The organism is Sporosarcina thermotolerans, from assembly GCF_042658975.1.
Classification (GTDB): domain Bacteria; phylum Bacillota; class Bacilli; order Bacillales_A; family Planococcaceae; genus Sporosarcina; species Sporosarcina thermotolerans.
In genome coordinates this window covers 140022-153811 of sequence record NZ_JBHSRM010000012.1, presented here as the reverse complement: position 1 = coordinate 153811, position 13790 = coordinate 140022, and the positions used below count along the sequence as shown (strand labels likewise).

General features: G+C 41.3%; 12 protein-coding genes and 1 other annotated feature. Of the genes, 8 read left to right on the top strand and 4 right to left on the bottom strand.

Annotation, left to right across the window (positions count from 1 at the left end):
• Positions 1-43: 43 nt before the first annotated feature.
• Positions 44-913: a DegV family protein gene (locus ACFPZG_RS07780; RefSeq protein WP_381426511.1), complete on the bottom strand. Its 870-nt coding sequence runs from the start codon at positions 911-913 to the stop codon at positions 44-46.
• A gap of 21 nt (positions 914-934) precedes the next feature.
• Positions 935-1753 (bottom strand): Cof-type HAD-IIB family hydrolase, encoded by an 819-nt coding sequence (locus ACFPZG_RS07775; RefSeq protein ID WP_317940632.1) that lies wholly within the window; start codon positions 1751-1753, stop codon positions 935-937.
• A 171-nt stretch (positions 1754-1924) separates the two neighbouring features.
• Here ACFPZG_RS07775 and ACFPZG_RS07770 point away from each other — a divergent pair, with 171 nt between their 5' ends.
• The 3 genes from ACFPZG_RS07770 (at position 1925) to ACFPZG_RS07760 (ending at position 5381) form a co-directional block, all read left to right on the top strand.
• Complete coding sequence (locus tag ACFPZG_RS07770; protein WP_317940633.1) at positions 1925-2686, top strand: prolyl oligopeptidase family serine peptidase; 762 nt, start codon at positions 1925-1927, stop codon at positions 2684-2686.
• A 52-nt stretch (positions 2687-2738) separates the two neighbouring features.
• Positions 2739-3047, top strand: a complete 309-nt coding sequence (locus ACFPZG_RS07765; protein ID WP_283734681.1) for a metal-sulfur cluster assembly factor — start codon at positions 2739-2741, stop codon at positions 3045-3047.
• Between the two features lie 186 nt (positions 3048-3233).
• A complete protein-coding gene (locus ACFPZG_RS07760) occupies positions 3234-5381 on the top strand; it encodes an ATP-dependent Clp protease ATP-binding subunit (RefSeq protein ID WP_317940634.1) in 2148 nt (715 codons plus the stop codon).
• Between the two features lie 62 nt (positions 5382-5443).
• On the opposite strand, the gene ACFPZG_RS07755 is transcribed toward ACFPZG_RS07760, so the two are convergent.
• Positions 5444-5629, bottom strand: coding sequence for a YjzD family protein (locus ACFPZG_RS07755; protein ID WP_283732610.1), 186 nt, complete (start codon positions 5627-5629; stop codon positions 5444-5446).
• 185 nt (positions 5630-5814) lie between these two features.
• Here ACFPZG_RS07755 and ACFPZG_RS07750 point away from each other — a divergent pair, with 185 nt between their 5' ends.
• Together ACFPZG_RS07750 and fabF are read left to right on the top strand one after the other, a co-directional pair.
• Positions 5815-6747: a beta-ketoacyl-ACP synthase III gene (locus tag ACFPZG_RS07750; protein ID WP_283732609.1), complete on the top strand. Its 933-nt coding sequence runs from the start codon at positions 5815-5817 to the stop codon at positions 6745-6747.
• A gap of 218 nt (positions 6748-6965) precedes the next feature.
• The gene (gene fabF, locus ACFPZG_RS07745) at positions 6966-8201 is read left to right on the top strand and encodes a beta-ketoacyl-ACP synthase II (RefSeq protein WP_283732608.1); all 1236 of its coding nucleotides are present in this window, start codon (positions 6966-6968) and stop codon (positions 8199-8201) included.
• Positions 8202-8461: 260 nt separating this feature from the next.
• On the opposite strand, the gene trpS is transcribed toward fabF, so the two are convergent.
• Positions 8462-9448, bottom strand: coding sequence for a tryptophan--tRNA ligase (gene trpS / locus ACFPZG_RS07740; RefSeq protein ID WP_283732607.1), 987 nt, complete (start codon positions 9446-9448; stop codon positions 8462-8464).
• 210 nt (positions 9449-9658) lie between these two features.
• Positions 9659-9889 (bottom strand) — a binding site (T-box leader).
• Between the two features lie 177 nt (positions 9890-10066).
• On the opposite strand from trpS, the gene ACFPZG_RS07735 reads away from it, so the two are divergent.
• From ACFPZG_RS07735 to ACFPZG_RS07725, 3 genes are all read left to right on the top strand, one after another.
• On the top strand, positions 10067-11272 hold the full coding sequence (locus ACFPZG_RS07735) for a putative glycoside hydrolase (protein WP_283732606.1): 1206 nt from the start codon (positions 10067-10069) through the stop codon (positions 11270-11272).
• Between the two features lie 679 nt (positions 11273-11951).
• Positions 11952-13025 carry a ribosome small subunit-dependent GTPase A gene (gene rsgA, locus ACFPZG_RS07730; protein WP_381426499.1) on the top strand — a complete coding sequence of 358 codons (1074 nt, stop codon included), beginning with the start codon at positions 11952-11954 and terminating at the stop codon, positions 13023-13025.
• A 125-nt stretch (positions 13026-13150) separates the two neighbouring features.
• Positions 13151-13684, top strand: a complete 534-nt coding sequence (locus tag ACFPZG_RS07725; protein ID WP_283732604.1) for a DinB family protein — start codon at positions 13151-13153, stop codon at positions 13682-13684.
• Positions 13685-13790: the final 106 nt, after the last annotated feature.

Below are 13790 nucleotides of genomic sequence, written 5' to 3'. Positions count from 1 at the left end.
TCTCATAGCATAATTTAAGTTAAAGGGTGGTGTGCAAATCACATCACCCCAACATTTGATTTAGAACCAATTTATTCAAAAAGAAAATTGCGATTGTTCCAGGGCCGGCATGTGATCCTATAACGGAACCAATCATATGGACTTCCACATTTTTCGGTTTGAACTTCTCTTCGATCATCGTCTTCACTTCATTTGCTGTAGCCTCATCATCCCCGTGACTAATTGCAATTGTTTGTTCAGACAATTCGCTTCCGCGCTCTTCCATTAAATCTAAAATTCGGCGGAACACTTTTTTACGGCCACGGTGTTTCTCGATTGGTACAAGCTTACCATTTTCGACATGCAGTAAAGGTTTGATGTTCAATAAACCTCCGATGAATGCACTCGCCTTGGAAACTCGACCGCCTTTTGCCAAATAATCAAGATCTTCAACAGTGAAAAGATGCTCCATATGGGCAGCCATACTACGGATTTTCCGCTCGATTGTCCGGACATCATCACCCGAATCACGTAAACGGACTGCCTCCTTCACTAATAAGCCGTGTCCAAGTGAAGCGCAACGAGAGTCAATAATGACTAAATTAAAGTTCGGATTTCCTTCCTTTACTTGGTCTCTCATCATGACGGCAGTGTTGTACGTACCCGAAAGTTCCGAGGAAAAAGCGATATATAAGCCTTCTTCGTCAGATTCCGCAAGCTCCTTCCAAAAGGAAAGTAGTGACTCTGGAGATGCTTGTGATGTTTTCGGATGCTTACCATTACGGATTGCATCGAAAACCTCTTTCGAGTCGATTTCAATGACATCATCATATTCCTTGTCATCGATCAAAACACTTAATGGGATCAATGTTACATCATTTTCATCAAAAAATGATTTTGGTAAATCTGAACCGCTATCCGCAAAAATTCTCATTAGGGACCCCTCACATTCTTTTTATATTTTATTCTGTAAAAACAGTCGTTCTTTCAATACTTCTGCGATACCGTCTTCGTTATTTGAAAGCGTCACTTCATCCGCAATAGATTTTAGTCGGTCAATACCATTGCCCATTGCAACCCCGACTCCAGCGTAATCAATCATTTCCAAATCATTGTCTTCATCTCCGAAAGCGATAATTCGCTCGCGAGGAATACCGAGCCACTTGGAAACATGTGAGATACCGACTGCTTTATTCAACCCATGACGGACGATTTCAATGACATCCCACGGTGCTCCCCAGTTCCTATGGTCTATCACTTCGGCATGCACTTCGGCGAGATGTCTTCGTATCGGGTCGACAGAATCAGATTCAGCCTGGATAAGCAAACTTGTAGGATCGACCTCTAACATTGTTCTGATATCGCCTTCCTTGATGACTGGATTTCCAAAATTGAATATATCCAAAAGTTTTGTGTCATGATACTGCAAGTACACATCATCCATCACTTCGGCCACAATATTATGAAGTCGGAAATCCTGCATCGCATCGACTACATCTTTTACGACAGGAAGTGAAATCGTTTCATGGATTGTTTTCCAAGAGCGGTCGGTTGGATGGTGAACGAATGCACCGTTGAAATTGACTATTGGCGTCTTTAATCCAAGTTCGCGGTAGTACATTGCACTTGCGCGATATGGACGACCCGTTGCAATCATTATTTGGTGGCCTTGTTCCTCTGCTTGTTTCAATGTATTTGCTGTTTTTTTCGATATGATTTTTTCATCTGTTAGCAATGTCCCGTCAAGGTCAAGGACGATTAAATGCGGTTCCATCGTTCCGCCCCCCTTTTTTAAAAGAATTCGTTATCTATCTTGTCTTATACCCTATTTTCAGTTTATCGTTCATAGAGGTGGTGAGTCAAAAAATTCCATCACGTAACCGTACCTTTTGTTTTTCTACGAAAACTTTGATACGATTTAAGGAAAAGTACAGAAGGTGTTTGAATGCTTGTCAAAGAAGAGAACTGGAGCAATATACCATTACTGCATATTGTGGACGAAACATTGGAAGATAGCAACATTCCAGCAGTCATTTTCCTACATGGGTTCACGAGTGCCAAGGAGCACAACCTTCATTATGCATACAATATCGCGAAGAAGGGGTTACGTGTCATATTACCGGAAGCCCATCTTCATGGCGTTCGTGATGAAGGTCTGGATGAAGTTCAGCTAAGCTTGCGGTTCTGGGAAATCGTTCTCACATCAATTGAAGAAATGGGTATTCTCCATAGGGAATTGATTGAAAAAGGTGTTCATAAAATTGGAATGGGTGGGACCTCGATGGGTGGCATTACGACACTCGGATGCATGACTGCCTATCCTTGGATTGACGCGGCTACAGTCATGATGGGGGCGCCTGGATACGTAGAACTAGCAAAAGCTCAAATTGCCCAATTTGAAAATAGAGGTTTTAAATTACCGATATCTGATGAGGAAAGAAAATCCCTGCTTGAAACATTGGCTATATTTGATATGACGAAACATAGGCAGAAACTTAATAAGCGACCGGTATTCTTTTGGCATGGTGAACAAGATACAACGGTTCCATTCGAACCCACATTTAACTTCTTCAATGCAGCAAAAAAAGATTATAAAGAGACGCCTGAGCGTTTTGAATTCATCTCCGACCCAACAGCAGGACATGCCGTTTCAAGAACGGGCATGTTGCGCGCTACGGATTGGTTCGCGAGTTATTTGAATGAATAGGTCCATCTTTGATATGATGAAAGAAGAACAAATACGGAAAGGGGAATTTACAATGAATGATGATATGAAGGGCAGCCTAATGGGCGCTCTCGAAAACGTAATCGATCCAGAGTTAGGTATTGATATTGTCAATTTAGGACTCGTCTACGATGCTGAAATGGTGGATGAAGGTACTGCAAAGGTCACAATGACATTGACATCAATGGGTTGTCCAATGGGACCTCAGATAGTTTCGAATATCAAGCAGGAACTTATGGAACTGCCAGAAGTGAAGGACGTTGACGTTAACATCGTCTGGAATCCACCATGGTCCCGTGATAATATGTCCCGCTACGCAAAAATGGCGTTAGGCGTACGATAATAGAAGAAAATCAAGGCTGTTTGACTATTTGTCATGCAGTCTTTTTTTTATGGGAATAGCGCTTGTTTCATGTGTTTTGAGAAAGGTACGGATAGAAATGAGGAAGTGCAATACACTTTACTTATATGAAAAATCAGCTTATAATTTAATTAATCAAAGATAGTCAAAGTCAAACTAATGAGGTGAATGTATATGAGAATGGGCGGCATGCAAGAAGATCAACGTACACCACTTGAGCAATTTGGTCGAAATCTTGTTGAAGATGTGAAGAACGGAAAGATGGATCCCGTTATTGGACGTGACGAAGAAATCCGAAATGTCATCCGAATTTTATCTAGGAAAACAAAAAACAATCCTGTCCTTATTGGGGAGCCCGGAGTAGGGAAGACGGCAATTGTCGAAGGCCTTGCTCAACGAATCGTCAAAGGCGATGTGCCTGAGGGATTGAAAGATCGGCAAATTTTTGAATTGGATATGAGCTCCCTCATCGCAGGTGCCAAATACCGTGGCGAGTTCGAAGAGCGTTTAAAGGGTGTCTTGAAGCAGGTGAAGGATAGTGATGGGGAAATTATTCTTTTCATCGACGAAATCCATACGATTGTAGGCGCCGGGAAAACTGAAGGTGCGATGGATGCGGGGAATATGTTGAAACCGATGCTTGCACGCGGTGAGTTGTATTGCATCGGAGCGACGACACTTGACGAGTACCGAATGTATATAGAAAAGGATCCCGCACTCGAACGCCGTTTCCAACAGGTGCTCGTGCGTGAACCGTCGGTGGAAGATACAATTTCGATTTTACGCGGTTTGAAAGAAAGATTTGAGCTACACCATGGTGTTCGTATCCATGACCGTGCAATAGTCGCTGCAGCTACATTGTCGGATCGTTATTTAACAGAACGTTTCATGCCGGACAAGGCAATCGACCTCATTGATGAGGCGAGCGCCATGATTCGGACGGAAATTGACTCGATGCCTCAGGAGCTCGATTCGGTCACACGTCGGATTATGCAGCTTGAAATTGAGGAACAGGCATTGCGGAAAGAGAAGGATGCAATCAGCCAAACCCGCTTGGAAGCATTACGTACGGAGTTACAGGAATTAAAGGATTCGTCATCCGATATGCGTCAGCAATGGAATAAAGAAAAGGAAACACTGCGCGAAATCCAATCGAAACGCGAGGAGCTGGACAGATATCGCCGAGAGTTGGAAGATGCGCAGAACCGCTTCGATTTGAATAAAGCTGCAGAGTTGCAGTACGGCAAGATTCCTGAATTGGAAAAAGAACTGCAGGCAATGGAAGGACCGTTAGCCAACAGTTCTGAAAATCGTTTGCTTCGCGAAGAAGTGACGGAAGATGAAATCGCGATGATCGTTGCCCGCTGGACAGGAATTCCGGTTACGAAACTTGTTGAAGGTGAAAGGGAGAAATTGCTACGTCTTGGTGAAACGTTGGAAAAACGGGTTATCGGACAAGATAATGCTGTTCAGCTTGTCACAGAAGCTGTTTGGCGTGCGAGGGCAGGCATTAAGGATCCGGATAAACCAATAGGATCATTTCTATTTCTTGGACCGACTGGAGTCGGAAAGACAGAACTGGCGAAGACTCTCGCTGCGTGCATTTTCGATTCAGAAGATCATTTTATCCGAATCGACATGTCTGAGTATATGGAGAAACACAGTGTATCCCGACTCGTCGGTGCACCTCCTGGTTATATAGGCTATGAAGAGGGAGGCCAGTTGACGGAAGCGGTGCGCCGGAACCCGTATTCAGTCGTACTGCTTGATGAAATCGAGAAGGCGCATCCTGATGTATCGAATATTTTGCTTCAAGTCCTGGATGATGGCCGTATTACCGATAGCCAGGGAAGACTCGTTAATTTTACGAATACAGTTGTAATCATGACATCTAATATTGGTTCAGCCTTCTTGTTGGGGGGAAAATTCGATTCGGAAGATCATGCGGCGGAAGACTTAGTTATGGCTGAATTGCGCCGCCACTTTAAACCTGAGCTGTTGAATCGGATGGACGATATTATCATCTTCCATTCTTTATCAGGGGACTCATTCCGTTTGATAGCGAAAAAAATGTTAGAGAATCTCGTCAAACGGTTGGATGAGCAGGAAGTTGGCTTGGAATATAACGATGATGTCCTTGATTGGATTGTAAAGGAAGGGACAGACGCGGACTTCGGGGCAAGACCGTTGAAACGGTTTATCCAACGCCATGTTGAAACAGTAGTCGCCAAGGAGATCATTAAAGGTGAGCTGAAAGATGGGGAGAGATTAGTGTTATCAATGGATGATGGGAAACTATTGGTTGAGAAGAAGTGAATTTATAGAATTAAAAAAGCCGCGTCACCGATTTGAATCGATGGCGTGGCTTTTTTGTTGAATCAATGATCCGCTACTTCCCCTTCAGGAATAGCTGTTGTCATAAGAAGAATAATAACTGATAGGACCACTGATGCGATAATACCGGTCATGAAGTCAAACGATGCGATTCCAGCGATTGAACCAGCAACATAGTTCAACATCGACACTAAAAGAAAGGACCAGAAAAAAGTCATAATATATTTCATCGAAATCACCTCAATAAACTATTTCACCATTCATCATACCATAGCAGGCACAATCATCAAACAAAATAATTTTTAGATTTCACATTCTTTGGCGAAATCGTGTCCAGATATTGAAAAGTGAGCTCAGTTATCTTATAATTAATACCAGGTACTAATAATAGATGATAAGGAACGGGGTATGTGCTATGAATGCAGGGTTGATTGGTATAGGAAAGTTTGTCCCATCAAAAGTAGTGACAAATAAGGATCTTGAAGCTCGTATAGATACTTCTGATGAATGGATCCGCACACGCACCGGCATTGAAGAAAGACGCATTGCGGACGAAAATACAGATACATCCGACATGGCATATGAAGCTGCATTGGATGCTATAAAAAATGCAGGTATCAATGCGGAAGAGATTGGTATGATCATTGTTGCTACAGTAACTCCTGATCGTCCTTTCCCTTCTGTCGCTACGATGCTTCAAGAGCGGTTAGGTGCAAAAAATGCAGCAGCCATGGATGTTTCCGCTGCATGTGCAGGTTTCATGTACGGAGTTGTTATGGCGAAGCATTTTGTTGAAGCTGATACGTATAAGCATGTCTTAGTCGTCGGTGTTGAGAAATTATCGAAGGTAACAGATTGGGAAGATCGTAACACTGCAGTACTTTTCGGAGACGGTGCAGGAGCTGCAATCGTCAGTAAAGTGAGCGAAGGTCGAGGAATTCTTTCGTTCGAATTAGGAGCAGACGGTACAGGTGGCAAGCATTTATACCAAGACAGATACATTCGGATGAATGGACGTGAAGTATTCAAGTTTGCGGTAAGGCAAATGGGCGAATCTGCTGTCAATGTTACGGAAAAAGCAGGTTTGACTACTGAAGACGTGGATTATTTGGTACCTCACCAAGCAAATATCCGAATCATGGAATCTTCACGTGAACGTCTTGGATTGCCAGTAGAAAAGATGTCCAAATCCGTCCATAAATACGGAAACACCTCAGCTGCCTCTATTCCGATTTCATTAGTTGATGATTTACAGGAAGGCAGAGTCAAAGATGACGACATCGTTGTATTGGTAGGTTTCGGCGGAGGCCTCACATGGGGCGCTTTATGTATTAAATGGGGAAAATAATCACGGATTACTATATACTTGATAAAGAATATTGTTATTGATTGCAAACTATAGGATTGTAGCGAAAGGCGGCGACTCCTGCGGGAAAAGCGTCAGCAGAAGACCCCGCAACGAAGCGTAGCGAAGTGAGGAGGCTGAAGCGACGCCCGCGGAAAGCGTCCGCCTGTAGCGTAAATCCGATTTAAATTACTTGTAATGATGAAAGGGAGTTTTCAGGAATGGAAAAACGTCGTGTCGTTGTTACTGGAATAGGTGCTGTTTCTCCAGTAGGAAATTCCGCGGAAGAATCGTGGGAAGCGGTATTGAATGGAAAGTCGGGAATCGGCCTGCTAACAAGATTAGACAGTGATCAATTCCCTGTTAAGGTTGCAGCGGAAGTAAAAGATTTTGATATTGAAGAATATATCCCTAGAAAAGACGCCCGGAAAATGGACAGATTTACACATTATGCAATGGCAGCGTCCATCATGGCAATGAAAGATGCAAACCTCGAATTAGACGAAGAGACCGCTCTACGTACAGGAGTCTGGATTGGATCTGGAATCGGTGGCATGGAAACCCATGAACAGCAATTCAAAACATTCCTTGAAAAAGGATATCGCCGAGTAAGTCCATTCTTCGTACCGATGATGATCCCGGACATGGCTTCTGGTCAAGTATCCATCCACTTCGGAGCGAAGGGCATTAACTCATGTACAGTTACAGCATGTGCATCAGGTACGAACTCTATTGGAGACGCATTTGAAGTCATTAAACGCGGCGACGCAGATGTAATGATCACAGGAGGCGCAGAAGCACCAATTACAACTATGGCTGTTGCTGGCTTCTGTTCAAACACTGCATTGTCATTGAACCCGGACCCTGCATCCGCATCTCGTCCGTTCGATAAAGAACGGGATGGCTTCGTCATTGGCGAAGGAGCAGGAATCCTAATCTTGGAAGAATATGAACATGCGGTGAAACGCGGAGCGAAAATCTACGCGGAAATCGTTGGGTACGGCTCAACTGGAGACGCGCACCATATTACAGCTCCTGCACCGGAAGGCGAAGGCGGCGCGCGTGCGATGGTACAGGCACTCGACGAAGCAGAAATCAGCCCGGATAAAATCGACTATATTAATGCACACGGTACAAGCACGCCATATAACGATCTATTCGAAACGATGGCAGCGAAAACTGTATTCGGTGAGCATGCTTATAAGCTTGCGATAAGCTCAACTAAATCGATGACAGGTCACTTGTTAGGCGCGGCTGGTGGATTGGAAGCAATCTTCACAGTGAAAGCATTACAAGAAGGGATCCTGCCTCCAACAATGAATTATGTGAGCACAGACCCTGAATGTGATCTTGACTATGTTCCGAATACTGCCCGTAAAGCGGACATCAATTATGCGATGAGCAACTCATTAGGCTTCGGCGGACATAACGCTTCACTTGTGTTTAAGAAAATATAAATAAGAAAAGCTCCCTATTTAGAGGTCATCTTCTAAATGGGGAGCTTATTTTCATATGATAAGAAAAAGCAAAAGGGCGATGTTCATGACACGTATATTCCTCTTCCTTCTCAGCTACGGACTTATAGTAGTTTCCGTATCACATATGATTTTTTATTTTAATTATATTTCACTTGGCTATAGTTGGACGCAGATATTTTTATTCATTATCCGGACCTTTGATTTCACCCTATTTGTAATAGCGTCCGTTTTACTTCTGCTTACCGTCTTCTTCCAATTCCCATCGCGGACTCCATCTTCTTAAGTGTGGCGGTTGCGATTTTATTCGCTTTTTCAGCACCTCTGTCTAAATGTACATCCAGCTCGGAGGAATTTAAAAGATCCGCATAGCGTTCTTGAATAGGTGTCAGATGTCCGATAATTGCTTCCGCAACTCCTGCCTTAAAAGCGCCGTATCCGAGACCTTCATATTTTACTTCAAGATCAGGAATTAAAATGCCGCTTAATGCGGATTCGATTGTTAGTAGATTCGAGACACCAGGTTTATTTGTTTCGTCGAATTTAACAATTCCGTCAGAATCCGTTACCGCACTTTTAACTTTCTTCTCAATTTCTTTCGGTGTATCCAAAATCGCAACTGTTCCCTTTTTATTTGGGTCGGATTTGCTCATTTTCTTCAAAGGGTCTTGAAGTGATTTAATGCGAGCACCGACTTTAGGTATGCGGATTTCTGGTATCGTTAGGACATTACCGTACCTTTTGTTGAAACGTTCTGCCAGGTCGCGTGTTAATTCAACGTGTTGCTTTTGGTCTTCACCGACAGGGACGACATGCGTATTATAGATAAGGATATCCGCCGCCATTAATGGGGGATATGTTAGTAATGCTGCGGATACACCTTCTTTTCCTTCAGACTTATCTTTGAATTGAGTCATTCGTTCGAGTTCACCAATATACGAAATACATTGCATCATCCATCCAGCTTGGGCATGTGCGGGTACTTCTGATTGGATGAATAGTGTGGATTTTTCCGGGTCAATTCCACTGGCTATGTAGATGGCTGCAAGCGAGCGGATTGTTTTTGATAGTTCGTCTGGATCTTGTTGTACAGTGATGGCATGTTGGTCTACGATACAGAACCTGCAGTCGAAGTCGTTTTGAAGTTCTGTAAATTGTTTAATAGCCCCGATATAGTTCCCTAATGTTACTGTACCTGTCGGCTGCACACCTGAAAAAATAGTTTTCATTCTTACTCCTCCTTAAAATAGACTTCCGCTACAGACGGACGCTTTCCGGGGGGCGGGCGGTGAGCCTCCTCGGTCGCTACGCGACACTGCGGGGTCTCACCTGTCCCGCTAATCCCCCAGGAGTCGCCGCCTTTCGCTCCAGTCAAATAAATACCAATACCTAATGAAAATAAATAATAATATAAAACAAAAAAACACCAGTCATCCCTAAAAAGGGACGACTGATGTTGATCAACCGTGGTACCACCCGAATTAGCCCGTAAAAGGCCACTCAAATCCCATAACGCGGGAGACGTGATTGACTACTGGGAGACAAAGCAAACCCTCATTCGCCAATCAAGCTCAGGAATCCAATTCTTCTTGTACGTCTTGCCTGTTTACACCAGCCACAGGCTCTCTGATAAGTCGATACAAGAGTACTCTTTCCGTCTTTGCTTTTTAAAAGTATTAGTGTCAAAAGTATAGTACGACTTTGTACAGAATGCAATAGGGAAAACTTGAATAGACAAAAAAACAGAGGAACTGAGGTTTTTCGACAATTAATTACGGGAATAGGAGACTTGCTCTATTCAATAGATTTTTGCTTTGGTAGAATAAATGAAAGAGAGGATGTGCCCTATGAAGAAAATGAAGTTTTTGAGTTCGCTAATGCTTGCGGCTGCAGTTGCGATTCCAACGATTGTCTATGCCGATGAAACTATAAAAGATATTGACTTTGCGGAACGTACATATGGATTTGAAGAAATGGATGAAGCGATTGTAGCGAGCTCAAAATTATACCGTTTTGATTCCGGGTTAGTCTTTGAATACCCGGATGCGGTTAGAGGAATTTACGTCACTGGACATTCTGCCGGGGGAGCCCGATTCGAAAGATTGTTGAATCTGATTGGTTCAACGGATTTGAATGCAATGGTTATTGACATCAAAGACGATTTCGGGAATTTGACATATAAGCCTCAGGAAGTTTCCCCGTTGTTTGATCTCGGAATTGGAAAACCGTATATTAAGGACCCTCAAAATATGCTCAAGACGCTTGAAGCGGAGGGGGTCTACCCAATTGCAAGAATTGTTGTGTTCAAAGATAGTGTCCTCGCAGAACAACGACCGGATCTATCCTTCATGGATGGGGATCAGGTATGGAAGAACGGAAGGAAAGAATCATTTGTCAATCCGTTTATGAAAGAAGTCTGGGATCATAACGTTGAAATTGCGATAGAAGCTGCGAAGATGGGGTTCCAAGAGATCCAGTTTGACTATGTTCGTTTCCCGGAAGGCTTTGAAAATAGAGCTGATATACTTGGATATACGATGGAAGACTACGAGGATTCGGAGCTTGACACTGTGCAACGAAGGGTTGAGGCAGTTACGGATTTTGTTGCCTATGCACGTGAAAAGTTAAAGCCGTACGACGTTGATGTATCGGTAGATATTTTCGGCTACTCTGCAACATTGCCGGAAGCACCAGGTATCGGACAAAACTTTTCTAAGATTTCCGAGAATGTGGATGTCATTTCGTCTATGATTTACCCAAGCCACTGGACCTCCTATTTCGGAATTTCGAAACCCGACCTTGAACCATATCGCCTTGTGACTGAATATGCGAAGGTTGAAAATGCTAAATTAGGGGAACTTGAGAATCCACCTATTTCTCGTCCTTGGCTTCAAGATTTCAGTGCACCTTGGTTAGGTGCAGGGAATTATCTTCGTTATGGTAAAAATGAGGTCGAGGCACAGATTAAAGCCTTGAATGAGAACGGTATTAACGAATTCCTACTATGGAATGCCGGTAATTCATATACAGAAGGCGTAGATTATACGCCGTAAACAAAAACGTAGGGGGTAAGTTTTTATTAAAAGTCAAGAGATAACATGTTCCTCTTGATACATCAGCATCCTTCATAGAATGTGCAACATTATATGAGCTATATTAATTGAACAACAGGAGATTGTCATTGACGATCTCTTTTATGTCGTATCGGGCCATAACATGTAGTAGAAACATCTAGTATGTAGCACTTTTTTGATGCCTACTAAATGGGTAAATGTGGTACTATGATATAGATAGCTCTTCAAGAAACGGGCCATATTGCGGAATTGTATTTGAACTAAAGGACAATCTAGTAAGATGATTAAAAAGTTGTTGAATTCTGATTGTTAATGTGGTATTATTTTCTTAATGTATGGAAAGGGAGTGAGATTATGCAATTCATAAACTTAATGAAGTTAACCTTGGGAATTGAATTTTTGCGTCTCACTCATTCGGATTTATATTGAAAAATGGTTTACCATCACATCATGATGTGCGACTTGTTAGAAGCATTTCTATTTTGAATTAACACTTAAGCCACAGGGTTATTTTATATAACCCTGTGGCTTTTTGTTATTTTATACAGCTATGCTAACAAATATTTGATTCCCTTGGTTACTTCAAAAATGGAGGTGACCAAATGGATTAATTATGGTGGAATAATTTTTATCAAAACACTTTATTCATTATCAATTGTTGGACTTTAAAGAAGGCAAGATCAAAAAATTAAGTTATAGAGAGGGAAGTTCTATGTTTGAACAAAAAAACTTTGGAATTAAGAAGTATGTAAATGAAAACCCTATAAATTCACATAGCGACATTGCTCGTGTCATTCAAAAAAATAATCATTTATATACAATTGCTACAATCGATAAAATAATACCTCGAGTCAAAGTTGCACATAAACTTACAGATAAGGATTTTTATGTCGGTGACTTTGTTATGTTTAATTGGCAAGATGATGATTATTATTTGGAAGAGCTACTACAACGAAAAAATGTTATTTCTAAAGCTTCCAGTCATGCTGCTAAGAGCTACCATGTAAAATCATATGAACAGATTCTTGCGACAAACGTTGATCAACTCTATATTTTAATAGCTGCTGACCAACGATTTACTTTATCAAAATTAGAACGTTATCTGATGACATTTAATCAAGAGAAACTAGAATTGAATATTTTAATATCAAAAGCAGATTACATTGAAGAGACAAAAGAAATCATTGAGACGATTCATTCAAATTACCCAAAAGTAAAAATAACATCAGTCAGTATGCATCAAGGAGAATCGATACAACTGGTTAAAGATACTTTATATAGCGGGAAAACAGCGATGTTTATCGGGGCATCAGGAGTAGGAAAATCTACATTAATAAACTATCTTACAAATAATCGCAGTGAAGATACAAATTCAGTCAGAACTGATGGGAAAGGTAAGCATACAACAACGGTAACTAAGATGTTGTATTTAGAAGAAACTGATTCACTTTTAATTGACAGTCCTGGGTTTAAAACGATTAGTACAACTAATGAGGTTGATGGGAACATTCTATTCGCAGAAATTCAAGATCTCGCTAAGTATTGCAAGTTTAACGATTGTACTCACAATCATGAATCAGGATGTGCTGTTATTCGTGCTGTTGAGGATGGAGAATTATCTACAGAACAACTATCAAGATACTCTCTTTATGAAAAAAAGTTAAGAGGTCAACTGAAATATGAGAATATGAAGCAATTGAAAAAGCAAAAAAAGTTTTACTCGAAAAATTAATCAAGGCGAGTAAAGTTAGTAAGCTTCTCTTCAAAATGTTCAATGGTTAAATCATTAGTTATAAAAAATAATTAGAATAATTGCGGGAAATACCAAAACCGCAACATTCATAGAAGGAAGATAAAATGGGAAATCAAAGGTTATTTTTAATCGATAAAAAAGAGGGTTTAAGTTTGGAATTCAGCAAGCTAATATCTATGATGAATTATACAAGAGAGACAACATTAGCGGAAATAATGAATTTATCAGTCGAGCAATTAGATTTTTTAATTAACGAAAAAGCAAATTCCATCGGCATGCTGATCGCTCATATGGCGTCACTTGAAAAAGCATATCAAATCGATACATTTGAGAAACGTGAATTTACGGAAGAGGATATACAAATGCTGAATCCGGCAATGGATCTCGGAAAGGCAGCACAAGAACAAATTAAAGGGAATTCGATTGAATTCTACTTGGAGCAATTGGAACAAACAAGAAAAAAGACAATTGAGGAATTCCGAACATTGCAGGATTCATGGTTGTTCGAACAAACTCCATTTTGGGGAGGAAAACCTACGAATAACTATTTCAAATGGTTCCATGTATTTGAGGATGAATTAAATCACCGAGGTCAAATAAGATTAATTAAGAAAATAATAAATCTCTCAGCGAAATAATTCAGGTTTCAGTAGCGCACATAATCGTTCTTTTGCCAAAGAATATTGCAAAAGCAATGGTTTGTGCCTATAATTTTATTGATATGAGCAGAAAGTGAACTCACGG

What these genes read in the sequence shown, in the direction of transcription:
- ACFPZG_RS07755 (WP_283732610.1), bottom strand. Translation starts at nt 5,629, where the DNA reads ATGAAATATATTATGACTTTTTTCTGGTCCTTTCTTTTAGTGTCGATG.
- ACFPZG_RS07770 (WP_317940633.1), top strand. Translation starts at nt 1,925, where the DNA reads ATGCTTGTCAAAGAAGAGAACTGGAGCAATATACCATTACTGCATATT.
- ACFPZG_RS07735 (WP_283732606.1), top strand. Translation starts at nt 10,067, where the DNA reads ATGAAGAAAATGAAGTTTTTGAGTTCGCTAATGCTTGCGGCTGCAGTT.
- ACFPZG_RS07780 (WP_381426511.1), bottom strand. Translation starts at nt 913, where the DNA reads ATGAGAATTTTTGCGGATAGCGGTTCAGATTTACCAAAATCATTTTTT.
- ACFPZG_RS07775 (WP_317940632.1), bottom strand. Translation starts at nt 1,753, where the DNA reads ATGGAACCGCATTTAATCGTCCTTGACCTTGACGGGACATTGCTAACA.
- trpS (WP_283732607.1), bottom strand. Translation starts at nt 9,448, where the DNA reads ATGAAAACTATTTTTTCAGGTGTGCAGCCGACAGGTACAGTAACATTA.
- ACFPZG_RS07750 (WP_283732609.1), top strand. Translation starts at nt 5,815, where the DNA reads ATGAATGCAGGGTTGATTGGTATAGGAAAGTTTGTCCCATCAAAAGTA.
- fabF (WP_283732608.1), top strand. Translation starts at nt 6,966, where the DNA reads ATGGAAAAACGTCGTGTCGTTGTTACTGGAATAGGTGCTGTTTCTCCA.
- ACFPZG_RS07760 (WP_317940634.1), top strand. Translation starts at nt 3,234, where the DNA reads ATGTATATGAGAATGGGCGGCATGCAAGAAGATCAACGTACACCACTT.
- ACFPZG_RS07765 (WP_283734681.1), top strand. Translation starts at nt 2,739, where the DNA reads ATGAATGATGATATGAAGGGCAGCCTAATGGGCGCTCTCGAAAACGTA.
- ACFPZG_RS07725 (WP_283732604.1), top strand. Translation starts at nt 13,151, where the DNA reads ATGGGAAATCAAAGGTTATTTTTAATCGATAAAAAAGAGGGTTTAAGT.